General features: G+C 51.3%; 27 protein-coding genes. 17 read left to right on the forward strand and 10 right to left on the reverse strand.

Annotated features, from left to right (window positions below):
- The 5 genes from nadC to ACM1PF_RS27025 all read left to right on the forward strand — a co-directional run bounded on the left by nadC (position 1) and on the right by ACM1PF_RS27025 (position 4,257).
- Positions 1-867, forward strand: coding sequence for a carboxylating nicotinate-nucleotide diphosphorylase (nadC, locus tag ACM1PF_RS27005; RefSeq protein WP_416669093.1), 867 nt, complete (start codon positions 1-3; stop codon positions 865-867).
- Positions 868-1,123: 256 nt separating this feature from the next.
- The gene (locus ACM1PF_RS27010; protein WP_416669095.1) at positions 1,124-1,795 is read left to right on the forward strand and encodes a carboxypeptidase regulatory-like domain-containing protein; all 672 of its coding nucleotides are present in this window, start codon (positions 1,124-1,126) and stop codon (positions 1,793-1,795) included.
- A 3-nt stretch (positions 1,796-1,798) separates the two neighbouring features.
- Positions 1,799-2,449, forward strand: a complete 651-nt coding sequence (gene cbiM, locus ACM1PF_RS27015; protein WP_416669097.1) for a cobalt transporter CbiM — start codon at positions 1,799-1,801, stop codon at positions 2,447-2,449.
- Between the two features lie 10 nt (positions 2,450-2,459).
- A complete protein-coding gene (gene cbiQ / locus ACM1PF_RS27020; RefSeq protein ID WP_416669099.1) occupies positions 2,460-3,257 on the forward strand; it encodes a cobalt ECF transporter T component CbiQ in 798 nt (265 codons plus the stop codon).
- 196 nt (positions 3,258-3,453) lie between these two features.
- Positions 3,454-4,257 carry an energy-coupling factor ABC transporter ATP-binding protein gene (locus ACM1PF_RS27025; protein WP_416669101.1) on the forward strand — a complete coding sequence of 268 codons (804 nt, stop codon included), beginning with the start codon at positions 3,454-3,456 and terminating at the stop codon, positions 4,255-4,257.
- Between the two features lie 299 nt (positions 4,258-4,556).
- Here ACM1PF_RS27025 and ACM1PF_RS27030 read toward each other — a convergent pair whose 3' ends face one another.
- Positions 4,557-4,796: a hypothetical protein gene (locus tag ACM1PF_RS27030; RefSeq protein WP_416669103.1), complete on the reverse strand. Its 240-nt coding sequence runs from the start codon at positions 4,794-4,796 to the stop codon at positions 4,557-4,559.
- A 119-nt stretch (positions 4,797-4,915) separates the two neighbouring features.
- On the reverse strand, positions 4,916-5,128 hold the full coding sequence (locus ACM1PF_RS27035) for a high light inducible protein (RefSeq protein ID WP_416669105.1): 213 nt from the start codon (positions 5,126-5,128) through the stop codon (positions 4,916-4,918).
- A gap of 351 nt (positions 5,129-5,479) precedes the next feature.
- Here ACM1PF_RS27035 and ACM1PF_RS27040 point away from each other — a divergent pair, with 351 nt between their 5' ends.
- Together ACM1PF_RS27040 and moeB are read left to right on the forward strand one after the other, a co-directional pair.
- Complete coding sequence (locus tag ACM1PF_RS27040; protein WP_416669107.1) at positions 5,480-5,968, forward strand: M67 family metallopeptidase; 489 nt, start codon at positions 5,480-5,482, stop codon at positions 5,966-5,968.
- A gap of 86 nt (positions 5,969-6,054) precedes the next feature.
- Positions 6,055-7,227, forward strand: a complete 1,173-nt coding sequence (gene moeB / locus ACM1PF_RS27045; protein ID WP_416669109.1) for a molybdopterin-synthase adenylyltransferase MoeB — start codon at positions 6,055-6,057, stop codon at positions 7,225-7,227.
- Between the two features lie 145 nt (positions 7,228-7,372).
- On the opposite strand, the gene ACM1PF_RS27050 is transcribed toward moeB, so the two are convergent.
- Positions 7,373-7,519 carry a hypothetical protein gene (locus ACM1PF_RS27050; RefSeq protein ID WP_416669111.1) on the reverse strand — a complete coding sequence of 49 codons (147 nt, stop codon included), beginning with the start codon at positions 7,517-7,519 and terminating at the stop codon, positions 7,373-7,375.
- Between the two features lie 15 nt (positions 7,520-7,534).
- Between ACM1PF_RS27050 and aac(6') the strand changes: the two genes are divergently transcribed.
- Positions 7,535-7,996, forward strand: coding sequence for an aminoglycoside 6'-N-acetyltransferase (aac(6'), locus tag ACM1PF_RS27055; protein ID WP_416669112.1), 462 nt, complete (start codon positions 7,535-7,537; stop codon positions 7,994-7,996).
- A gap of 4 nt (positions 7,997-8,000) precedes the next feature.
- Here aac(6') and radC read toward each other — a convergent pair whose 3' ends face one another.
- Both radC and ACM1PF_RS27065 read right to left on the reverse strand, forming a co-directional pair.
- Complete coding sequence (gene radC, locus ACM1PF_RS27060) at positions 8,001-8,732, reverse strand: RadC family protein (protein ID WP_416669113.1); 732 nt, start codon at positions 8,730-8,732, stop codon at positions 8,001-8,003.
- A 608-nt stretch (positions 8,733-9,340) separates the two neighbouring features.
- Entirely contained in the window at positions 9,341-9,739 is a 399-nt protein-coding gene (locus ACM1PF_RS27065; RefSeq protein WP_416676811.1) for a hypothetical protein, read from the reverse strand.
- Between the two features lie 334 nt (positions 9,740-10,073).
- Between ACM1PF_RS27065 and grxC the strand changes: the two genes are divergently transcribed.
- From grxC to ACM1PF_RS27085, 4 genes are all read left to right on the forward strand, one after another.
- A complete protein-coding gene (gene grxC, locus ACM1PF_RS27070) occupies positions 10,074-10,334 on the forward strand; it encodes a glutaredoxin 3 (RefSeq protein WP_416669114.1) in 261 nt (86 codons plus the stop codon).
- Positions 10,335-10,483: 149 nt separating this feature from the next.
- Positions 10,484-11,452 (forward strand): glutathione synthase, encoded by a 969-nt coding sequence (gshB, locus tag ACM1PF_RS27075; RefSeq protein ID WP_416669116.1) that lies wholly within the window; start codon positions 10,484-10,486, stop codon positions 11,450-11,452.
- 143 nt (positions 11,453-11,595) lie between these two features.
- Positions 11,596-12,672 carry an ABC transporter substrate-binding protein gene (locus tag ACM1PF_RS27080; protein WP_416669118.1) on the forward strand — a complete coding sequence of 359 codons (1,077 nt, stop codon included), beginning with the start codon at positions 11,596-11,598 and terminating at the stop codon, positions 12,670-12,672.
- Positions 12,673-12,903: 231 nt separating this feature from the next.
- Complete coding sequence (locus tag ACM1PF_RS27085) at positions 12,904-13,710, forward strand: ABC transporter ATP-binding protein (protein ID WP_416669120.1); 807 nt, start codon at positions 12,904-12,906, stop codon at positions 13,708-13,710.
- Here the strand turns inward: ACM1PF_RS27085 and ACM1PF_RS27090 are convergent.
- On the reverse strand, positions 13,694-14,299 hold the full coding sequence (locus ACM1PF_RS27090) for a TetR/AcrR family transcriptional regulator (protein WP_416669122.1): 606 nt from the start codon (positions 14,297-14,299) through the stop codon (positions 13,694-13,696). The two genes, ACM1PF_RS27085 and ACM1PF_RS27090, sit on opposite strands and share 17 nt — an antisense overlap.
- Before the next feature lie 144 nt (positions 14,300-14,443).
- On the opposite strand from ACM1PF_RS27090, the gene ACM1PF_RS27095 reads away from it, so the two are divergent.
- The 4 genes from ACM1PF_RS27095 to trxA all read left to right on the forward strand — a co-directional run bounded on the left by ACM1PF_RS27095 (position 14,444) and on the right by trxA (position 16,745).
- On the forward strand, positions 14,444-15,043 hold the full coding sequence (locus ACM1PF_RS27095; protein ID WP_416669124.1) for a hypothetical protein: 600 nt from the start codon (positions 14,444-14,446) through the stop codon (positions 15,041-15,043).
- A gap of 96 nt (positions 15,044-15,139) precedes the next feature.
- Positions 15,140-15,406 carry a DUF4351 domain-containing protein gene (locus ACM1PF_RS27100; RefSeq protein WP_416669126.1) on the forward strand — a complete coding sequence of 89 codons (267 nt, stop codon included), beginning with the start codon at positions 15,140-15,142 and terminating at the stop codon, positions 15,404-15,406.
- 402 nt (positions 15,407-15,808) lie between these two features.
- Positions 15,809-16,057, forward strand: a complete 249-nt coding sequence (locus tag ACM1PF_RS27105) for a hypothetical protein (RefSeq protein ID WP_416669128.1) — start codon at positions 15,809-15,811, stop codon at positions 16,055-16,057.
- 364 nt (positions 16,058-16,421) lie between these two features.
- Entirely contained in the window at positions 16,422-16,745 is a 324-nt protein-coding gene (gene trxA / locus ACM1PF_RS27110; protein ID WP_416669130.1) for a thioredoxin, read from the forward strand.
- 124 nt (positions 16,746-16,869) lie between these two features.
- Here the strand turns inward: trxA and ACM1PF_RS27115 are convergent, their stop codons facing one another.
- Together ACM1PF_RS27115 and ACM1PF_RS27120 are read right to left on the reverse strand one after the other, a co-directional pair.
- Entirely contained in the window at positions 16,870-18,135 is a 1,266-nt protein-coding gene (locus ACM1PF_RS27115; protein WP_416669131.1) for a DHH family phosphoesterase, read from the reverse strand.
- Between the two features lie 422 nt (positions 18,136-18,557).
- Positions 18,558-19,055 (reverse strand): HNH endonuclease, encoded by a 498-nt coding sequence (locus tag ACM1PF_RS27120; protein WP_416669133.1) that lies wholly within the window; start codon positions 19,053-19,055, stop codon positions 18,558-18,560.
- Between the two features lie 74 nt (positions 19,056-19,129).
- On the opposite strand from ACM1PF_RS27120, the gene alr reads away from it, so the two are divergent.
- Positions 19,130-20,329 carry an alanine racemase gene (gene alr, locus ACM1PF_RS27125; RefSeq protein WP_416669135.1) on the forward strand — a complete coding sequence of 400 codons (1,200 nt, stop codon included), beginning with the start codon at positions 19,130-19,132 and terminating at the stop codon, positions 20,327-20,329.
- 1 nt (position 20,330) lies between these two features.
- Here alr and ACM1PF_RS27130 read toward each other — a convergent pair whose 3' ends face one another.
- Both ACM1PF_RS27130 and ACM1PF_RS27135 read right to left on the reverse strand, forming a co-directional pair.
- Complete coding sequence (locus ACM1PF_RS27130) at positions 20,331-21,233, reverse strand: serine aminopeptidase domain-containing protein (protein WP_416669137.1); 903 nt, start codon at positions 21,231-21,233, stop codon at positions 20,331-20,333.
- Positions 21,230-21,379 (reverse strand): hypothetical protein, encoded by a 150-nt coding sequence (locus ACM1PF_RS27135; protein WP_416669138.1) that lies wholly within the window; start codon positions 21,377-21,379, stop codon positions 21,230-21,232. Before ACM1PF_RS27135 ends, ACM1PF_RS27130 begins: the two co-directional genes overlap by 4 nt.
- Positions 21,380-21,432 lie beyond the last annotated feature (53 nt).

Genomic DNA, 21,432 nt, shown 5'->3' on the forward strand with positions numbered 1-21,432 from the left:
ATGACCTCACCTTCTGCGATTCTGCCTCCTTTTTTGCTGCTCGATCGACTCCTCCAGGACTGGCTGATCGAAGATATGGGACGGGGCGATCGAACCACTCAGGGACTTTTGGCCCATACCTTGAAAACCGGTAAAGCCCAGTGGGTTTGCAAAGAAGCGGGGGTAATTGCTGGACTGCCGATCGCAGCACGAGTGTTTCAACTGCTGGATCATCAAACCAAATTGATGCCGACCGTGGCCGAGGGGCAATGGTGTGAACCGGGGCAAGTCGTGGCTCAGATGGAAGGGACATTGAATGCTTTACTGACGGGAGAACGAGTTGCATTAAACCTGGCGATGCGCCTGAGCGGAATTGCGACTATGACTCGTCGGTACGTTGAAAAAATTGCCGATTTGCCTGCCCAACTGGTAGATACGCGCAAAACAACTCCAGGACTCCGGATCCTGGAAAAGTATGCCACTCAGGTGGGGGGAGCAGTCAACCATCGCATGGGACTGGATGATGGTGTGATGATTAAAGACAATCACATTACGGCTGCCGGAGGAATTCAAGCGGCGATCGAGCAGGTTCGGGATCGAGTTCCCTATCCTCTCACCATTGAAGTGGAAACGGAAACCCTGGAACAGGTGACAGAGGCGTTGAAACACAAAGCGGACATTATCATGCTCGACAATATGTCGCTGGATCAGATGCGGCAAGCAGTGCAAATGATCCGTGACACCAGCGATCGAATTCGGATCGAAGCATCGGGGAACATCACCCTGGAAACGATTCGTTCGGTCGCTGAAACGAAGGTTGATTACATTTCCACCAGTGCCCCAATTACGCGATCGACCTGGTTAGATTTGAGCATGAAGATGCTGTAGATGAGGCGGATGCTTACCCCGATCGATCCTGTCATCTTAAGCACCTCCCTGCCGCTCAGTCTTTGTTAAGGATCATGGATTAATAACCTGTAAAGCGGTTTGCTTTGTTGACTGGGCAGGCAAGGTTCCCACCCCACAAGAATTTCAGTTGATTTAATTCGCATTCCTAAGCAGAGTCACTTCCTCTATCTTTAGAGGGATCATCGGCAATTTGGTGCCAATATCCTGTGAGGGGGGATTGAACATTTTGAAGAGAATGCGATTTACTGATACGGTCGGAGCAAGTTTTAGAGAGACAGCTTCAGGCAGATCTGGCCTAACGCTGAACGATGCCGAGACGATTACAGATTTGAAGCAGCCAAACTCAATGCAGCTAAACCGCTTACGTGAAATGATCAAACCGATCAAACCGATCAAGCCGCAATTTATCCTTCCCCTCGCACTCCTATCGGTTTTGGGGTTGCAGACGAGAACATTGGCGCATGGCGTGGTCGTGGATTACCGGGAAACTCAGGCGATCGAAATTACTGCGCTCTACGATACCGGGGAACCCATGGCCAATGCCCAGGTGATTGTCTATGCCCCTGAAGATCCCTCTACCCCCTGGATGACGGCCACCACCACCGAAACAGGACTTTTCACCTTTACCCCCGATCGATCGCAGTCTGGTTATTGGGAAGTAGCGATTCGGCAGGCGGGACACGGGGAGATTTTGAGTATTCCCGTTGAGTCTGATAGTGCTGCTGTGGAGGATGGGGGTTCAACCCCCACGGCAGATAGATCTGAAGAAACGGCAACCAGTCAGGTGGAAGGCACTCGCGCGGGCAGTACGAATGCCATTAGTCCAATGCAGCGCATTTTGATGCTCGGTTCAGTCGTTTGGGGACTGGTAGGCACTGCCTTATTCTTTTCACGAGGGAAGAGGTAGGTGGTGCACATTCCCGATGGAATTTTACCGGCTCCGGTTGCGGTGGGGGGATATGCCATCACCGGGTTAGCCACCTGGTATTCCCTGCGGAAAATCAGCCAACGCAAAGATCCCACCCAGGACATTCCCAAGGCCGCCTTAATGACGGCTGCGTTTTTCGTCGCCTCTTCGGTTAGTATTCCAGTTCCGCCTGCCAGCATTCACTTTATCTTGAATGGCTTGGTAGGAGTGGTTTTGGGGTATTATGCTTTTCCAGCTCTGATAGTCGGATTATTTCTTCAAGCTGTGATGATTGGGCATGGAGGGTTAACCACCCTGGGGGTCAATGCTGCCATGGTGGGTATTCCTGCCCTGTTGGCATATCATTTGTTTCAACTGCGCTATCGTCTGGTCAGGTCGCCGAATGCCCGGTGGGTGCTGGGCTTGTTTGGGTTTCTGGCTGGGGCGATTGGGGTAGGATTAGCCGCTGCAACTTTATATGTTGTCGTGATCACAAACATTCCATCGGGATTTGATGTGGCAACGGAACGAGCTGCCATTACCGGATTAACCCTGGCTCACTTACCCCTGATGGTGATTGAAGGCGTGTTTACGGCCATGCTGGTAATCTTTTTGTGGCGAGTGAAACCCAATCTTTTAGAACCCCAACGATGATCAGCCAACTATGACGACGTTTGATCAATATGCTCACCTGTCTTCCCCCATTCATCGCTGGCAACCCCGGTTAAAGCTTATCGGGTTAGGGGCACTGATTTTTGCCTTTGCGGCTGTGACTGACCTGCGGTTAATCCTCCCCATGCTGGGGGTAACGGGTTTACTCTATCTGCTCTCCAACCTGCCAGGACGATTTTTGCTCAATCGCCTCAAGTATCCCGGCTACTTTTTGTTAGGCATTGTACTGCTGCTACCGTTTTTGTCAGGTCAAACGATCCTCTGGCAGTGGGGCTGGCTGACGGTGCGCCAGGAAGGAGTTCTGGCAATGGTGCTGATTGTGAGTCGATTTCTTTGCATCATGATCCTGACGATCGTATTACTAGGAACCACATCATTTCTCACCACCATTAAAGCCATGCGATCGATCGGCTTGCCCGCCATCTTGACGGACATGACCCTGTTAACCTACCGCTATCTGTACGATATTGCTGAAATGTTTGCCACCATGCAGCAGTCCATGCGGTTACGGGGATTTCGCAGTCAATCTCGATCGAAATGGTTTGGTCGGCAAGATCTGCAACAGTTTGCTACGCTCACAGGGACGTTATTGATTCGCAGCTACGAACAGTCAGAACGAGTGTATAAAGCCATGAAGCTTCGGGGCTATGGGGCACCTCGTTCGGTGGATTCAGTGCATCCTGGAACAACGAAAGGCACCATCTGGGATCAGGTAGGACTCGCTACTACTTTATCGATCGCCCTCAGTTTTGTGGCAATGAACCTCTTCTTAGGAATGCGAATTCAATAAACCGAAACTCTTGTGGGGTGGGCATCTTGCCCGCCCAGTCAACAAAGTAAAATGCTTTCTCAATAAACTGAAACTCTTGTGGGGTGGGCATCTTGCCCGCCCAGTCAACAAAGTAAAATGCTTTACAGGTTATTTAATCCAAAATCCTTAACGCTGAATACCTGACTGAATACCTGACTGAATACCTGCCCCCTGCATGAACCATCCCGAAACCCACCAGATTCCTTCTCAAACCTCCGATCGCCAATCCGTGTCCTCTGTCCCCCCTAGCACGCTTAAATCTAAAGCTGCGATTGTTACCGATAACCTTTGCTTTTCCTATCCCGACAAGCCAGAGGTTCTGCAAACAGTTAACTTGCAGGTGGAGGCAGGCGATCGACTGGGCATCATTGGTCACAACGGCTGTGGCAAAACCACCCTGTTTCTGTTGCTCTGCGGAGTGCTCACCCCCACGGCTGGAACCATCCAGCTATTTGGTGAACCCGTGATTCCAGGGCAATTTCGCTCTGAGATTGGCTTGTTGTTTCAAGATCCAGATGATCAACTGTTTGCGGCTTCGGTACAGGATGACATCGCCTTCGCACCGCAGAACATGGGGCTATCCCTCGAAGAAATCAATCAACGGGTTGAGCAAGCACTGAGCTTAACCGGAATGCAACACCTCGCCGATCGTCCGCCTCATCATCTTTCAGGTGGGGAAAAGCAAATGGTCGCAATTGCCGGACTATTGGCCATGCGTCCTCAAGTCATGCTGTACGACGAACCCACCGCAAACTTAGATCTACGGACTCGACGACGACTGATTCAGTTTTTGCAACAGTCCCAGAAAACTCTATTGATTGCCTCCCATGATCTGGAGTTTATTTTAGAAGTGTGCGATCGGGCAGTTTTAATGAGCGAAGCCCAAGTTGTAGCTACTGGAACGCCTCAGTCCATTATGGGAAATGCAGAATTGATGCAGACCTGCGGGCTAGAGGTGCCCTACTCACTGAGAGCTTGAGGAGAATTGAAGTAAGGGTGCACTGCTGTGTGCCCCCACAGATCCGTTTTTCTGCATATCCCTTTTAGCATCGAATTCTAAAATCTAAACTTGCTGTTACAAAAGACCCCGACCATCTGGCCGGGTCGAGGAACCCATCTCAACTTGTCTCACTTTCAACTAACGGTAACGATCGCTGATGACATAACACCCTTGACCTTTCAGCTTGTCTGGGGCGAATCCCGGAGAGTGAGAACCGCCCAGCAGACCTGTTTCACGTCACTCTTAGCAAGCTTTTTACTAGCTACTACTAGCTATCCCTACAGAACGTTTCTAAATAGGGTGGCCCATAGAATTCCCGCAGTACCGATCGCAAGCAGCAGATTGGTGAAGAAACGACCGGCCTCAGAGTTGAGTCCCAAAGCCTTATCTTCCTGACCTGCGGTGAAGAATAGCGACCAGGCCTGGTTTGAACCAATTCCTTCAAATTGATTAAAGTCAGGTCTGAATACAACGGGGCCGAGGAGTTGTCCTTTGGGGAAATCAAAATCAGTTCTCATGTTCGTTCTCCTTGTTATTACTTCTCTAAAAGTTTTTCTGGGTGATTGGAGTTCACTGCGGCTCTGACACTACATTCATTCCAGTCCGACCGCAGCACTCCCATCCTTACGACTCAAAATTACAGATTGGTTAACCAGCCAATAACACCCTGTCCAGTAAAGAGTTCTAATGCCAGGGCAGAAATGAAGCCAATCATAGCGAGGCGACCGTTCAGCTTTTCGGCGTACTTTGTAAAGCCAACTCTGGGCATTGCATCTACGTAAACTTTGGGTTCGATCGCATAGTTGTTCAGCCGACCGCGTTCTTCAGTGACATATCCACGAGATGTCATAAAGCTTTCTCCTTGGGGTTTTCTTCGTCGTTTCTCATCTGTAAATAAATGTAACACATATTGTGAAGGATTGTTACAAAAAATTGAAAAAATAATTCTGTGATGATGAATGGCTTGGGTGAGTGGGTAGGTGAGTGGGTGAGTGGGTAGGTGGATGAGAGTGAGAGGATCGCACTAGTACTTGGCGGCAAAAATTTGCCTACCCTATTGGCTGCTTGACTCCTGGCTCCTGACTCCCGGCTCCTGGCTTCTGACTCCCTTTGAAGGGTTGTCGAACTTACGCCAGCGTCTACTAGTAAAGGGATCGCATTAATATAGATGCACTCAGAATTCAGGGGGAGCTTGGGAGGAATGGCGATCTTAACCGGACGGGTGGAACATCTGCGGCAGATTCAGACCTTTGCCGAGCAAGCCTACCCAGCAGAGTGCTGTGGATTATTGCTTGGTCAACTCAGGCGCGATCGAGCAGAAACCGTTAAATGCTTGCTGGAAGTTTGGGAGACTCCAAATGCCTGGGAATCGGCTTTGGCAGAAGGTTCATTGCCAGATATCGTTTTCTCAACCGGTCAACATTTAGCCAAAACAGAACGTTACTGGATTGATCCCAAAGATGTGCTCACAGCCCAGCGAGATGCCCGCGATCGAGGTCTGACGGTTCTTGGGGTCTATCACTCTCACCCCGATCACCCTGCCATTCCTTCAGAGTGCGATCGCTCCCTCGCCTGGGCAGAATATTCCTACCTCATCGTTTCAGTTCAGCAGGGCAGGGCCGCAGCCATTCGGTGCTGGAGCCTGGATGACACCTATCAGTTTCAGGAAGAAAAAATGCACTTTGCCTAAACGGAACGAATGCTGCTCTAATAGAAGGAGGCAAGTCAACCAACCCCTCAAACCCCTTTGTCTCTTCATGTATTGTCAAAGTCGCCATGTTAAATCCAAATTTGGATGACGTTCAACTCAATAAAGATGAATACGAACGCTATTCTCGCCATCTCATCCTGCCGGAAGTTGGGTTAGATGGGCAGAAGAAGCTGAAAGCTGCCAGCGTTTTATGTGTGGGAACGGGGGGACTGGGTTCGCCCCTGTTGCTGTATCTGGCTGCCGCTGGAATTGGCCGGATTGGCATCGTGGATTTTGATATCGTTGATAGTTCCAACCTGCAACGGCAAGTGATCCACGGTACTTCCTGGGTAGGAAAGCCCAAAATTCACTCTGCCAAAGATCGGATTCTAGAAATCAACCCCCACTGTCAGGTGGATCTATATGAAACCCGCCTTTCCTCCGAGAATGCGCTGGAAATCTTTGAGCCGTATGACATTGTGGTGGACGGAACCGATAATTTTCCCACCCGCTATCTGGTCAATGATGCCTGTGTTCTGCTGAACAAACCGAATGTGTATGGTTCCATCTTCCGCTTTGAAGGACAGGCGACTGTCTTTAACTACGAAGGTGGCCCCAACTACCGCGATCTCTACCCTGAACCGCCCCCACCCGGACTGGTGCCCTCCTGTGCTGAAGGTGGCGTGTTAGGAATTTTGCCGGGTATCATTGGCGTGATCCAGGCGACGGAAACCGTCAAAATTATCCTGGGCACGGGGCAAACCTTGAGCGGTCGTCTGTTGCTTTACAACGCTCTCAATATGACCTTCCGCGAACTGAAACTGCGCCCGAATCCGGTTCGCCCGGTGATCGAAAAACTGGTTGATTACGAAGAATTCTGCGGAATTCCTCAAGCCAAAGCCGCCGAAGCTCAACAGCAAGCGAGTATGGAAGAAATCACAGTTCAACAACTCAAAGAACTCCTCGACAGTGGCGCAGATGACTATGTGCTGCTGGACGTTCGCAACCCTAACGAATACGCGATCGCCCAAATTCCCGGTTCTGTCCTGGTTCCCCTCCCCGACATCGAAAACGGAGACGGTGTATCCAGGGTGAAGGAATTGGCGAATGGGCACAAGCTGGTGGTTCACTGCAAAATGGGTGGGCGATCGGCAAAAGCCATCTCCATTTTGAAAGAGTCAGGAATTGACGGCATTAACGTTAAGGGCGGAATCAACGCTTGGAGTCAGGAGATCGATTCATCTGTGCCGCAGTATTAGGACTGAGGACTGAGGACTGAGGACTGAGGTAGGACTGAGGACTGAGGACTGAGGGCTGAGGACTGTTCGTGGAGCGTGGGCGGTAGCCCGGAAGATCAAGGACTGTTCGCGGAGCGTGGACGAAGCCCTTGGACTGAGGATTACCCTAAGGCTCTTGTGGGGTGGGCAGCGTTTCGACTGAGCTCAAGCCGAAGTCTTGCCCGCCCAGTCCTCTTGTTTCTGAACGCACCGCAGTTTCTGATTCACCAAACCCGATCGCCCTTTCTGATTCTGGAGAGGGCGATTTTGGCATACTGGTAAAAATCCTATGGCTGCTGGAAATCCTACGGAGATACGACCCGTCAAGCTCAACGATCGCGCTGAATGGTTTCGGTTACGCTGTTTGCTATGGCCGAAGGCGATTGAGGAGCATGAGGGAGAAATTGCTGCATTTTTTGATGAAAGTAACCCCAAAGCTGCGGTGTTTGTCCTGGATCGAGGAGAGGGTCGGTTGGGCGGTTTTGTGGAAGCCAGCGTCAGAACCTATGCCGAAGACTGTGCCAGCGATGAAATTGCCTATGTTGAAGGGTGGTACGTTGAATCGGATCTGCGTCAGCAAGGGTATGGACGACAGTTGGTGCAGCAGGTGGAAGCCTGGGGTCGATCGCTGGGACTGACGGAAATGGCCAGCGATTGCTTGCTTGATAATACGGTGAGCTATCAGGCCCATCTCGCGCTGGGATTTGAAGAAGTCGATCGAATTATTTGCTTCCGTAAGGATTTAATCTGAAGGGTCAGTCTCCCTGGGGGAGTTCCTGCCATAACGTCGTAGTCTGGCGCAGGCTGCGGAAGTCGCCATGACCCAGAATCAAATGATCCAGCAGAGGAATTCCCAGAATTTGTCCTCCCGTCAGCAATTGCCGCGTCAGGTGAATATCTTCAGGACTGGGTTCCACATTCCCCGATGGATGATTATGAGCCACGATCACACGAACGGCTCCCTGGCGAATCACTTCTCGAAACACATCACGTGGATGGGCCAGGGTTTCAGTGGCGGTTCCAACGCTGATCACCTGTGCGCCAATTAACCGATGCTTGACATCCAACAGCAAAACCGCAAATCGTTCCTGCGCCTGCCACATTAAGTCACCACTCAGAGCTGCCGCTGCCACCGCTGGATCATCAATCACCGTGCGATCGGGAGGACGAGAATACAACACCCGCTTCCCTAATTCGATCGCCGCCACGATCGTCGAAGCCTTCGCCATTCCCACTCCCGGAATTTGAGTCAATTCCTGCACCGAAACCTCCCGCAGCGCCGACAAAGAATCCCGCTGGTTTTCTCCCAACTTTTGTAGAATATGCTGTCCCAATCCAACGGCCGACAATTTTCCGGGCCCCTGCCCCGTTCCCAACAAAATCGCAATTAACTCTGCTGTAGACAAACTTTTCGCCCCATGAGACACCAATCGCTCACGCGGACGTTCAGCAGCAGGGAGATCGGCAACTCGTAGGTTGTAGGTCATTGAGGGAGTGAGGAGTGAGGAGTGAGGAGTGGAAAGTAGGGGCGCATTGCGATGCGTCCACGTCGGGAGTCGGGAGTCAGGAGTCAGGAGTCAGAAGATACTAGTAGAAGCGAGCGTGAATTGAGCAACCGTAGAGCGGGCATCTTGCCCGCGCAGGCTGGAAGCCTGCACTACGAAAGGTGGGCGTATTGCTGCCGAGGTCTACTAGTCTGGCTGATTCATTCCCACAGCAGTAGAGTGGGTACTGCCCGCCTGATGCAAGTCCTGTCTTATTTATTCCCACAGGGCAGCGAAAATTGACGATCGGTGGAGAGAACCGGCCAAGTTGGGTCTGGATTTGTTACCCGATCGCCCCTAGATCAATCGCGGGCTACCTAAAAACGTCTGATTAATCAACTGGAAGAGAGATTGAGTCCATTTGAGTGGACTTGATTTGACAGTCCACCATTCATTCGCGGGTGATGCAGCGGGTAAGCTGGCACAGGGAAGCCTACAGTTCCAAGCCCCACCCCCCATCACCTCAATACAACCCCCAACTCCCAACTCCCGACTCCCGACATGGACGCATTGCAATGCGCCCCTACTTTCCACTCCTCACTCCTCACTCCTCACTCCTCACTCCCCAACTCAATCCCCAACTGCTCCTGCAAAACCGATCGCACGATCTGCGAAAATTCCTCTCGTTGCTGAAATCGCTCTGTGCGGGAGGGCTTGCGATCGGCATCTAGCGTCCAGCCATAATCACTGCTGAGGCGGAGTTTGTTCTGCCAGTCGGAAATGGAGAGAATAAGTTGAGGGGCAGGGCTGTTATCGTAGTCCTGAACTCGAAAGACGTAATTAAAGGTATTTTGCTTGCCTGGGGCGATCGTCGAAGGCTGACCAAACTTTTCCTGTAGACGCGATCGAACCTGTTCTACCAGTGCTTCATCCTGATATTCTTCCAGCAACTTCACCGCCAGGGTCAGGGCAAAATAAAATTCTTCAACTGAAACAAATTCTAACTGCATACGCGCTGATTCTCTTGCACAGAAGAGTTTATCACTCATAGGGAGTGAGGAGTGAGGAGTGAGGAGTGAGGAGTCGGGAGTTGGGAGCGGGAGTTGGGAGTAGAGAGTGGGGAGTAGGGAGTCAGAATGAATTGAGGACTGTGAATTTAATTATCTAGAATTCTTGTGGGGTAGGCATCTTTCCCGCCCAGTCAGCAAAGTAAAAGGAAAATGGGAATACTTGGAACTAGAGCCGAACGGTATCAAAAATCGATCGCCCCATCTCATCTAACTCATCCAACGGGTCAAGCCAAATAGATTAAGATTAATGAAGAATAGAGAGTCGTAAATCATCATGGCTGCAAACGTCGAGATCTACACCTGGAGTATGTGTCCCTTCTGCATTCGAGCGAAGGCATTGCTAGACAAGAAAGGCGTTGAATACACTGAGTATTGCATTGACGGAGATGAAGCCGCGCGGGCAGAAATGGCCGATCGGGCCAATGGACGACGGAGCTTGCCTCAGATTTTTATCAACGACCAGCACATTGGTGGTTGCGATGATCTCCATGCCCTCAATAGCCGGGGTAAACTCGATCCACTGCTGCAAAACTAATTGCTTCATTCGTGAACCGCTGCAAATTGCTTCAAGGTGAGTAGAAGCCGATCGCCCCATCATTAATTACTGTTCGGGGAAAACCAGAGAACCGCTCCCTGCCCCCTGCCCCAGCCTCTTGATTTCCCTCAAACCATCAAGGAGATTTCGTGAAGTTTGCATTCATTATTGATCCGATCCAAAAGCTTGATCCGGGTCACGATACCAGTGTGGCTCTAATGGAAGCAGCCCAGGCATTAGGGCACGAAGTCTGGATCACAGAAGCTCATTCCTTGAGCGTGGCAGAAGGAAAGGCCTGGGCAGAGTTGCAGTCGGTACGGTTAAAAGCAGTTCAACTGGTGGATGGGCTATGGTCGGCGGAACTGGAATGGTTTCAGTTGAGCGATCGCCATCTTCGCTGTTTGGACGAAATGGATGCGGTGTTCATGCGAACCGATCCGCCCGTAACGATTCCCTATCTCTATGCCACCTATATACTGGACTATGTTGATCCAGCTAAAACGCTAGTCGTCAACTCACCTCATGGACTGCGAACAGCGAACGAAAAAATGTATGCTCTGCAATTCAGTGAGGTGATTCCTAAAACGATCGTCAGCCAGGATAAGCAGGTGATTCGCAAGTTTGTCGATCAGCAGGGATCGGCAGTAATTAAACCCCTGGGCGGTAAGGCTGGCGAGGGAATTTTGTTGATTGAACCGGGCGATCGCAACTTTAACTCCTTGATTGAAATCAGTACCTTTCAGGGCAAAGTTCCGGTGATGGTGCAGGAGTTTCTGCCAGCGGCGAAGGATGGCGATAAGCGGGTGATTTTGCTCAACGGAGAACCGATCGGCGCAGTCAACCGGATTCCGACGGGCAGCGAATTTCGGGGCAACATGGCCGTAGGTGGACGGATTGCCGCAGCGGAGGTTACTGAGCGCGATCGGCAAATTTGTGAAGTGCTGGCTCCCACCTTGCAGCGGGATGGCTTAGTGTTTGTGGGAATTGATGTAATTGGCGGCTACTTAACCGAAGTCAATGTCACCAGTCCCACTGGAATTCGAGAAATCGATCGCCTCAATCAGGTTCGCCTGGGTGAGCAGGTAATCGAATGGGTGGTCAAACATCGAAAATCGTGAAGGTCTTCTACCATGAACGTCTCAGAAGCCGTATCTGAAAATACAATTCAGTATATGAGGTTCTAGTAGCGTCAGTAAATGAAAGGCTGTAACTCGCAAAAAACCGGGGTAAACCAATTTCAGCGTGTCATAAGGAGCATTCCATGAGTTTATTACGCTATCCACCACAGGGAATTTACGGAGTCACTCGTCGTAAGTTGCTTCAGTATGGTGCGCTTGCAGCAGGGAGTGGTTTGGTTGCGGCCTGTGCCTCCAATCGCAACACGGCGACCACAACCAATTCGGCTACCTCTGGCGAACTCACCCCGATCACCTATGGCACCAACTGGTATGCTCAGGCGGAACATGGCGGCTTTTATCAGGCGGTTGCCACTGGGATTTATGAAGAATATGGATTAGATGTAACGATCGAAATGGGTGGTCCTCAGGTCAACGGCACTCAGCTTTTGATGGGGGGAGCGATCGATTTCTTCATGGGCTATGCGTCTGATGCGATTAAAGCAGTGGAAGAAGGCATTCCTAAAGTCACCGTTGCAGCAATTTTCCAAAAAGATCCCCAGGTTTTGCTCGCCCATCCTGGCCAGGCGGAAACCCTCGAAGATCTTATAGGCAAACCCATCTTCATCTCTTCAGCGGCTAATGTCACCTACTGGCCCTTCCTGGAGGCAAGGTTTGGTTTCACCGAAGATCAGAAGCGCACCTACAACTTTAACGCTGGCCCCTTCCTGGCAGACGAAAACTCGGCCCAGCAGGGCTATCTCAGCTCTGAGCCATTAACAATTCAAAAAGAAGGCGGCTTTGAACCCGTGGTCTTCCTGCTAGCTGACTTTGGCTACGATCCCTATTCGACGACGATCGAATGCCGTCGGCAACTGGTGGAGCAAGATCCGGATTTAGTCCAGCGGTTTGTTGATGCTTCCATTAAGGGCTGGTATAGCTATCTGGAGGGTGATCCGTCGCCTGGGAATGAATTGATCAAACAAGCCAATCCCGAAATGACCGATGAACAGATTGCCTATGGCATTGAAAAAATGCAGGAGTACGGCATTGTGGTGTCGGGCGAGGCTGAAACGCTGGGCATCGGAGCCATGACGGATGAACGCTGGCAGTCTTTCTTTGAAACGATGGCAGAACAAGGGGTGTTTAATTCGGAGACTGACTATACCCAGGCCTATACGCTGGACTTTGTGAATAAAGGGGTTGATGCGTATCAGGTCTAAGGCAAGAACGGGCGGTTGGGAGTGGGGAGTTCGCGCAGCATGGGCGAGAGCCTGTAGGATTGAGGAAGATTCTGAGGAAAATCTCTGTGGTGCAGCTTGGTTGTCTGCGATCGCCTCCTCCAATTGCCCATTCCCTAGTCCCCTCAACCCTTTTCTCAACCAGCCATTTCCCCCACATCCATGACCCCGTGGGTACTATTTGCCCACAGCTATAGAAAGAAATAGGACAAAATGATGACCCCTCCCGCGATTACGCTTAACAATGTCAGTAAGGTTTATTCCAATGGGACAGTTGCCCTCAAGGATTTAAACCTGACGATCGCGGAGGGGGAGTTTGTCAGTTTACTGGGTCCCTCTGGCTGTGGGAAAAGCACCGTTCTGCGGTTGATGGCGGGTTTGGGAAAGATGACTTCCGGGCATTTGTCCCTGGAAGGACATAGCGATCGAAAGCTGGCGTTTGTCTTCCAGGAAGCTGCCCTCATGCCCTGGGCGACTGTACAGGAAAATATTTACCTGCCCTTAAAGCTGTCGGGACTAACGAAACGAGCTGCTGCTGCCGCTGTGGCAGAGGCGATCGAACTGGTGGATCTCCAAGGATTTGAACAGTGCCATTCCCGCGAACTGTCAGGCGGAATGAAAATGCGAGTGTCGATCGCCCGGGCCCTGGTGACGCATCCTGAGATTTTATTGATGGATGAACCGTTTGGCGCGCTAGATGAAATGACGCGGAGTAAGCTCAACAGCGACTTGCTGGAGTTATGGAACCGGATGAAGTGGACGGTGGTGTTTGTCACCCATAACATCTACGAAGCGGTTTATTTATCGAATCGCGTCGTCGTTATGGCTGCCCGTCCGGGTCGAGTCGTATCAGAAGTGACGATCGATGAACCCTATCCCCGCACAAGTGACTTTCGCACCTCGCCCACCTTCAACCAATACTGTCGGCAAATCTCGGATGACCTGTCTCGTGCTGTCAGCAGTTCTGAGGATACAAAGCTTGATCGATCGCAATCCGAATTTTTTAATTCAGTGGCCTAGTTTCTTGGGAAGTAGCTGACAATCCACTCACGTATTGCCAAAGCGTGAACTTCTGTTGTTTGGAGCTGAGGCTTTTTGCTTGAATCAGGGAATCAAGACTGATCCCGTTGACAAGAGCCAGCAAAACATTGGCTTCCATTGCAGGATCTAAGTCCGATCGAAGGAATTGATCAGCTTGTAAGGCTTTTAACTCTTGAATAATCAGTTCACGCAGGCAGTTCGCGTACTTTTGGTGTTCAACCAACAGCGATTCTCGCCCGATCGCATAACCTAAAAATGCTAACCAAACTTTGAGGAGATCTTGTCGTTCTGCATCTAAAGGCAAAAAAGCAGACAGCATAGCCACGAGTCGATCAACACCCAAGGGTTGACTAGCTTCAGCCTGCATAATTGTGAGTAAACGTTGCGTCACCTGATTGAGCGCAAACAGAATCAACTCCTGCTTGTCTCGAAAATGGTGAGTCACAACTCCAGTGGTGCAGCCCAACTCCTGAGCGATCGCCCGTATACTAGTGTGATCTAACCCTTCGCGGACGATGACTCGCCAGGCAGCTTCGGCAACTTCAAAACGGCGGTCGGATTGGGACATAGGGACGCAATAGCAATGGCTGCAAAACTTAAAGCAAAAGCTTAAGGCAGAAGAGGAAAAACTCATTGACTGATTGACAGTTTATCATAACAGTTGTTATCTTATGCGTGACAACTGTTATGATGCGTACTGTGAGGTGTTGTCATGAATGCTAATGTCATGAACGCTAATTGGACTACTCCATCTCCTCGGACAGGTTTGAAGGGGTTGCTCGATCGCTTCACTGGACCAGGCGCAACCCCAGCGGAGTTAATCATCCAATTCGTACCACCGTTCATTGCGGCTCTGACTGCTCCACTCTATGCAATCATGGCTCATCTGCACTGGACCCCATCGCAACTTGTCGTTGCTGCGGTGTTGGCGTTGGATCTGGTCGGCGGCATCATCACCAATGCGACTGCCTCTGCGAAGCGGTGGTATCACCGTCCTGGGCAAGGATTTTGGCAACATATGAGTTTTATCTCCCTGCACGTACTCCACGTTTTATTGGTGGTACTGCTGTTTCGCAGCGAAGATAGACTATTTTTTGTTGTAGTATCTGCCTACCTGCTGAGTGCCGCATTCCTGATTTTGCAGGCTCCTCTCTATTTGCAGCGTCCGATCGCCCTGGGACTGTATACCCTCGCCTTACTGGGCGATCGTTATCTATTCGCTCCAACTTTGGGTCTGGAATGGTTCTTACCTTGCTTTTTCTTAAAGGTTTTGGTCAGTCACCTGCTCAAAGAACAGCCCTATCGTCCTTAGATCGCCCAGCAAATCAACACCATACCAGACCAAAGTGTAAAAGGTGATGTCGCTGCTGCTACTTCTATTCTCGCCGGATTAGTATTGGAAAAAGCAGTGATTCAGCAAATCTTACGGGAGGAAATTGTGAAAGAATCGGTCATTTATCAAGATATTCTCCAACAAGGTCTCCAACAAGGTCTCCAACGGGAGGCATCCTTCGTACTACGCCTCCTAAAGCGTCAATTGGGGGAGTTGGATTCAGCAGTAGAATTCCGCATTCGATCGCTCTCCGTTGATCAGCTAGAAGCCTTGGGAGAAGCATCGTTAGACTTTACGCAACCAGAAGAGTTGATGACCTGGTTAGAACGCAATTCGGAATGAAGGGGCGCATCTGGATTTAGGATTGTGAGTTAAACAATGCAGTTTGAAGCGATCGCCCAGATAGATTAATCCTTAAAATTTTCCCTAAAAAAGAGAAACATTAAGCGATCGTATCAATTGTGACTTGATTTGCCCGATCGATTAATGCTACGCTCTTCAGCTATAGCTATCTTTTGGGTTGCACAGACCTGGGGGTAGCTGGATCACCTAGAGACGAAATTCTCTAGCGGAGGTCAGGCGTGCCGTGACAAAGAACGCCCAACCTCCTCACCACAGACTAAACCAGCTAGTCCGGGCTAGGGTGCATGATAGCACTCTTAGTCCTTGGCTCGCACCGTCTGAGGCTGGGAGCCAGTCTCTAGGGTTTCCTCAAACCCTGGAACATAAGGAGATTCACCAATCATGTCCGACAAACGATTCGGTCTGCCTCCAGAGGGCGATCGGCTGATTTCCCCTGCCCGTCGTTCGGTGAAAATACTGATGATCGGTCAACCCGATGATGTGGAATTGACCATTGCCCGACTGTACCAATGTGAGTTCTGTCGAGTGGAAGATTGGTCACGCCCCCTTCCCTTCTCGCAAATTCAGCAGGCTACCACGAAAGAACCCGGTGAAATTATGCGGATCTATGTGCGATCGATGATCCTCTAAGTCAAGGCACGCAGTCAGGGCGCACAGCTGTGCGCCCTGACAAACCACCCTCTTGGGAAGTGGGCATCTTGCCCGCCCAGTCAACAAAGCAGAACGATCGCGCAGTGATTCGATCTACAATCCTGAAGTTATCCTGTTTGCATTCTCAAAGACGATCGGATTTAGGGAGAATGGACAATGAAGTTTAACCAGCCAAAGGACTGCGATCGCTCTTCCCGGCTCAGTTCAGAATACGGGTATCCATAATGGTTGTTATCCCATCTTTGTCACTCCGCAATTCTTGTACCATACGGCGCAACCTCACCCATTGCATAGGAGAAGTGCAAGCACTGTGGGAGAATAGGACTTTATACGAGATGAACTTATGCCTGCAGCTTACATTCAAAATGAAGCCGAATTTGATGCCCTGCTTGGGGCAGAGTCATTGTTTGTGGTGGATTGTACTGCATCCTGGTGTGGCCCCTGCAAACTCATCGCCCCATTGATCGATCAACTGGCTGATGAATACGGCGATCGGGTCAAAGTCTTAAAATTAGACCTGGATGCCAACAGGGAAGTAGCCAAGCGATATAGCATCCGCAGTATTCCTGCCGTCATGTTCTTTAATCAGGGTGAAGTTGCAGAAACCCTGGTTGGCGCGAAAAAATACGAAGAATACACCGCTGCCCTAGATAAGCATCTGGCTTGACGCAACTGGAATTGAACCAACAGCAGGCTGGCGACCTTCTGAACCCACTTTAACCTGGAAAATTACTGCCTTTATAGGGATTTGACAGCACCAAATCCCTACGCTTGATCAACCCCAAGCAACTTCACACAGTTTGAATCACCCCATCCTCTGGGTTTACCAATCGAAACAGCTTTTGCTTGATTTGAGCATCAAACACTTCCCACTTCAAGCGCGTGTACTCTGCATTTTCATTGGAGCCAGAGAGGAATCCTAGCGGAATCTCAAAGCCGCCTGCCATCGATCGCCCACCGCCAAAGAAACGGCCTTGTGGGTCTTGCCCGAAGGCTTCCTTGATAAACTCATCTGGGTCGAGGGTGATTTTGCTGGTACGGAGGGAACCAATCACCACCTCCAGATCTTCATCCTCGTCATGAACAATGCCATATACAACAGCAGTATGGACGTTCTCCTCGGACACCAGAAAATCGGCGGCCTGAGGAATCGCGTCCCGCGCGTCGTAGCGCAAGTACCCCACCCCTGCGATCGTGAAGCTGTTCTGCACCACCCGATTCCGCAGCGATCGTTCGATCACATCCATTACCCGCTTCGAGCGAGAGGCTTGCAGCACCGAATTCAGCAGTTGGGCATCATAGAAGCGACTGAGATATCCGGCGGCAATGAAGTCCTCTTCCTGAGCTTGCATCAACCGATTGGTGTCCGATCGCAGCCCATGCATCAGCGCAGTTGCACACTTCACATGCTCCCCATTACTATTGTCTAACTTCAACAGTCCCACCTGGAGATATTGAGTCAGAATCGTAGCTGTAGCACGGGTTTGAGGGCGCAAGTCGGTAAATTCAGCGTTGAGATCCCCCTGGCTGGTATGGTGGTCAATCACCGCAGCGATCGGCAGTTCGGCTTGCTGAATCAACGGCCAGAGTTGGGTCGTAGTTCCCTGGTTATCGATCAACACACAGCCTTGATAACTGTGCAAATCCTTATCCTTGGCAGCCTGAGCCGTCCATCGCTGGGCCGGTAAACTCGCCAACTTCACCAGAGCAATATTCTCCTGATGACTCAAAGTTCCACCGTAGACGATATCACACTGAATCTCAAACTGTTGAGCAATCAGCTTGTATGTCCAGGCACTCGACAGCGCATCAGGATCGGGGAAATCTTGTAGTAACACCAACTGCCGATCGCCCCGATGAAGTTCGAGCATGTGGCGCAGTTCATCAGCTTTCTGCTCCGCAGTGTTCAGGGCTTGGGGCGTAAACAGCTTTTCATAACTAACGTTCCGCTCATCGTTACGGTGCTCTGGAGCGGTGGGTCGGTTCGCCCGATCGGCCGAGCGATCGTTGTCTCGCTGACTGGAGCGATGGTTCGCCCGATCGATAGAACTAGGCATTAACGTGTCTAAACTGGAACCTGCCGGAGATTCTGCCATCAACAGTGAACTATTGCTAGGTGAACGGTTATTTTGAGGCTTTTGCGAGTTAGATTTCATATTACAGCTTTCAGGCTTTGGAGTGACTCCCCTTTGTCCTGATGGTTAAGATACAGGTTGACAATTGTCGAACGAAATCCCCTCACCCAACCCAGTTTGGTGAACCTGCCCCCCGCTCAACGAGCTTGTCAAGCACCGGGGATTCGGTATCTCAACCTGGATCTACTCCGATCTTCGCAAAAAACTCGCTAAACTGCACTGTCCCTGAGGGAGATTTTGCCTTGCGGCCGTTTTTGGCCAACCGTTTTATCGTTCAATCGACTGAACCGATCGCCCTTAAAAACCCCACCTAAAAACCCCCAGCCGCACAATGCCGCCAGGGGTCAACTTCCGATTACATATTTTTGCCATTCTTGATGCACACCGCTCTTTATATGCTTGGTCACTTCAAAGTAAAGTCCGCTGTACGGTCGGTGGGGTTTTTGCCGCAGCAGTAAATTCGCTTCCTTAGGCGTGCGGTTTCCCTTCTTGACGTTGCACCGGACGCAGGCTGTGACGATGTTTTCCCAACTGTCGCCGCCGCCCCGCGATCGGGGGATCACATGATCCAGCGTCAGGTCATCTCCCGAATAGCCGCAGTATTGACAAGAGTGCCCATCTCGGTGGAGGATATTTCGGCGCGTCAGAGGAATTTCCTTGTAGGGAACCCGCACATAGTGACGCAGCCGGATGACCGTCGGCAGGGGCATCTCCGCGTAAATGACTTTGCCGTTGTGTTCGATTTGTTCTGCCTTTCCCTTAATCAGCAAAACAACCGCCCGCCTCCAGCTTGTAATATTAAGCGGCTCGTAGGAGGCATTGAGTACCAGAACCTTGCCCATTGATGTTGCTGAGAAGTGGTTTTACAGATAGTAACATAGGTGGCACATAGATGAGGAGTGAAAAGGAGTGAACGATGCTGAGTTGGGATGTTTCTCCAAATTTGTCATCGATGCGGCAGGAGCGGGCCTGGGTGGAAATTAACCTGGCGGCTCTGGCTCAGAATGTCCAGCAGCTCAAGGGTTTGCTGAATCCCAAGACGGAACTGATGGCGGTGGTGAAGGCGGATGCCTATGGTCATGGGGCAGTGACAGTGGCGCAAACGGCTCTACAGCATGGAGCCACCTGGCTGGGGGTGGCCACTATCCCGGAGGGGATTGAACTGCGGGAGGCAGGGATTCAGGCTCCGATCCTGCTATTGGGCGCGACGAACACACCAGAGCAGGTCAGGGCGATCGTCCAGTGGCAACTCCAGCCCACCCTGGGAACCCCAAAGCAGGCACTCGTCTTTTCGGAAACGATTTCCACCCTGGGCCATCGGCGATCGCTGCCGGTTCACCTCAAGATTGATACGGGAATGTCCCGTCTGGGAATGCCCTACCCGGAAGCAGCGGAGTTTACTCGCTTGGTGGCTCGACTGCCCCACCTGAAGATTGCCAGCGTCTATTCCCACCTGGCCACGGCAGATAGCCCTGATCCGACGATCATGCGAACCCAGCACGATCGGTTTCAGCAGGCGATTCACTCAATCCGAGAAACTGGATTCACCCCTCCCCGGCTCCATTTTGCCAATTCAGCCGCCACCTTGGTGGATGCTTCGCTGCACTATGACCTGGTGCGGGTGGGACTGGCGACCTATGGACTCTATCCTGCGCCCCATCTGCGAGACATGATTTCCTTGAAACCCGTGCTTCAGGTTAAGGCGCGCGTGACCCAGGTGAAGCCGATCGCCGCAGGAACGGGGGTCAGCTATGGCCATCAATACATTGCCGATCGCCCCATTCTGATGGCGGTGGTGGGAATTGGTTACGCAGACGGGATTCCTCGCAATCTCTCGAACCAGATGTCGGTACTGATCCGGGGGCAGCGGGTGCCGCAAATTGGGGCAATCACAATGGATCAATTGATGCTGGATGTGAGTGCAATTCCAGATTTGCGGGAGGGGGAGGTAGTGACGATTTTGGGACAGGATGGCAACCAATCGATTTCGGCGGACGATTGGGCCAATACTCTGGGCACGATCTCCTGGGAAATTCTTTGCAGCTTCAAACATCGGCTTCCGCGAGTGGCGATCGGCCAGCCCTTAGAGACGCACCCACAGACGATCATGGGATGATTTAAACTTCCGCTGCATACTTCCGACGAATCTCTGCCAGGGCTTGTCTCAACTCCTCCGAGTGCAACCAGCCAACGAAACCAGCATACAAACATTGCCCCTGGGAAGAGGCAACAAAAACATGGTGAATGCCTAGAAAATTAACCCAGGTGCGGATAGAACCGCCATTCTGGAGGAACATGATCACCTGTGCCCGATCGAAGTCTCGCCAGTGGCCATCGGTCATGCCTGGCACCTGATGCAGTCGTCGAATCACCTCGTCATAGTTCACCGCTTCCCCGACGGGGGTTCCTAACCAGAACTCCCGAATCAGCGACGCGACCAGGGGATGATCCCGCAGGGCTGGATGGGAAAGCTGCGGCAACCGGACAAACTCAGCGTTGGGAACCTTGGTACATTCCACGGGAACCGTACCATCACTCCCCCGATCGATGTCTCCCGCAATCACCAGGGTCGGAATCTCGGCTGCAATGGCTTCAGCGATCGGCTTTCGGTTCACCCCCAGATCTGCCGCAATCCCCACGCCCAAATTAAACGGATCAATCAATCGCCCCAGATCTGCACCCCCCACCGGAGAAGCCACCAGCACCAGGGAATGAACTCTCGCCCACCAGCGGGGATGCCGATTCAATATTTCCAACCAGATCAACCCCCCCATTGAGTGTCCCACAATTCGCATTGGCACATTGGGATAATCTGCCATCGTAATGGCGGCAGCGGCTTCCACAGTTTGGATCAAAGGCGCAATCCGCATCCAGGTTTGGATGTAGTCCAGATGGGGAGCCACAACCACAACCTGATCATTGTCGTTGACCAAATCCTTCGCCAGACGAGTCATGGCTTGATTATCATCCGCCCATCCATGCTGGGCAAACAAGAGAAATTCAGGGTCGATCGGGGTCATAGGGGAAAATGTTGAGACAAATTGATTTTATCTTTTGATGAGGAGTGAGGAGTGAGGAGTGAGGAGTGAGGAGTGAGGAGTGAGGAGTGGGGAGTGAGGAGTGAGGAGTGAGGAGTGAGGAAAAGAATAATCCGTAGCGCAGGCATCTTGCCTGCGTGAATGAAACCTGTCAGGAGAATGAGCCGATCGCATAATTGTC

This window comes from Egbenema bharatensis FJBBOT/2019, assembly GCF_048077055.1.
Classification (GTDB): domain Bacteria; phylum Cyanobacteriota; class Cyanobacteriia; order Elainellales; family Elainellaceae; genus Egbenema; species Egbenema bharatensis.

Excerpts from the sequence above, each read along its gene's own strand:
- nadC (WP_416669093.1), top strand. The coding sequence starts at position 1 with ATGACCTCACCTTCTGCGATTCTGCCTCCTTTTTTGCTGCTCGATCGA.
- ACM1PF_RS27010 (WP_416669095.1), top strand. The coding sequence starts at position 1,124 with ATGCGATTTACTGATACGGTCGGAGCAAGTTTTAGAGAGACAGCTTCA.
- cbiQ (WP_416669099.1), top strand. The coding sequence starts at position 2,460 with ATGACGACGTTTGATCAATATGCTCACCTGTCTTCCCCCATTCATCGC.
- ACM1PF_RS27025 (WP_416669101.1), top strand. The coding sequence starts at position 3,454 with ATGAACCATCCCGAAACCCACCAGATTCCTTCTCAAACCTCCGATCGC.
- ACM1PF_RS27030 (WP_416669103.1), bottom strand. The coding sequence starts at position 4,796 with ATGAGAACTGATTTTGATTTCCCCAAAGGACAACTCCTCGGCCCCGTT.
- ACM1PF_RS27035 (WP_416669105.1), bottom strand. The coding sequence starts at position 5,128 with ATGACATCTCGTGGATATGTCACTGAAGAACGCGGTCGGCTGAACAAC.
- ACM1PF_RS27040 (WP_416669107.1), top strand. The coding sequence starts at position 5,480 with ATGGCGATCTTAACCGGACGGGTGGAACATCTGCGGCAGATTCAGACC.
- moeB (WP_416669109.1), top strand. The coding sequence starts at position 6,055 with ATGTTAAATCCAAATTTGGATGACGTTCAACTCAATAAAGATGAATAC.
- ACM1PF_RS27050 (WP_416669111.1), bottom strand. The coding sequence starts at position 7,519 with ATGCCAAAATCGCCCTCTCCAGAATCAGAAAGGGCGATCGGGTTTGGT.
- radC (WP_416669113.1), bottom strand. The coding sequence starts at position 8,732 with ATGACCTACAACCTACGAGTTGCCGATCTCCCTGCTGCTGAACGTCCG.
- ACM1PF_RS27065 (WP_416676811.1), bottom strand. The coding sequence starts at position 9,739 with ATGCAGTTAGAATTTGTTTCAGTTGAAGAATTTTATTTTGCCCTGACC.
- grxC (WP_416669114.1), top strand. The coding sequence starts at position 10,074 with ATGGCTGCAAACGTCGAGATCTACACCTGGAGTATGTGTCCCTTCTGC.
- ACM1PF_RS27080 (WP_416669118.1), top strand. The coding sequence starts at position 11,596 with ATGAGTTTATTACGCTATCCACCACAGGGAATTTACGGAGTCACTCGT.
- ACM1PF_RS27085 (WP_416669120.1), top strand. The coding sequence starts at position 12,904 with ATGATGACCCCTCCCGCGATTACGCTTAACAATGTCAGTAAGGTTTAT.
- ACM1PF_RS27090 (WP_416669122.1), bottom strand. The coding sequence starts at position 14,299 with ATGTCCCAATCCGACCGCCGTTTTGAAGTTGCCGAAGCTGCCTGGCGA.
- ACM1PF_RS27095 (WP_416669124.1), top strand. The coding sequence starts at position 14,444 with ATGAATGCTAATGTCATGAACGCTAATTGGACTACTCCATCTCCTCGG.
- ACM1PF_RS27105 (WP_416669128.1), top strand. The coding sequence starts at position 15,809 with ATGTCCGACAAACGATTCGGTCTGCCTCCAGAGGGCGATCGGCTGATT.
- trxA (WP_416669130.1), top strand. The coding sequence starts at position 16,422 with ATGCCTGCAGCTTACATTCAAAATGAAGCCGAATTTGATGCCCTGCTT.
- ACM1PF_RS27115 (WP_416669131.1), bottom strand. The coding sequence starts at position 18,135 with ATGCCTAGTTCTATCGATCGGGCGAACCATCGCTCCAGTCAGCGAGAC.
- ACM1PF_RS27120 (WP_416669133.1), bottom strand. The coding sequence starts at position 19,055 with ATGGGCAAGGTTCTGGTACTCAATGCCTCCTACGAGCCGCTTAATATT.
- alr (WP_416669135.1), top strand. The coding sequence starts at position 19,130 with ATGCTGAGTTGGGATGTTTCTCCAAATTTGTCATCGATGCGGCAGGAG.
- ACM1PF_RS27130 (WP_416669137.1), bottom strand. The coding sequence starts at position 21,233 with ATGACCCCGATCGACCCTGAATTTCTCTTGTTTGCCCAGCATGGATGG.
- ACM1PF_RS27135 (WP_416669138.1), bottom strand. The coding sequence starts at position 21,379 with ATGCCTGCGCTACGGATTATTCTTTTCCTCACTCCTCACTCCTCACTC.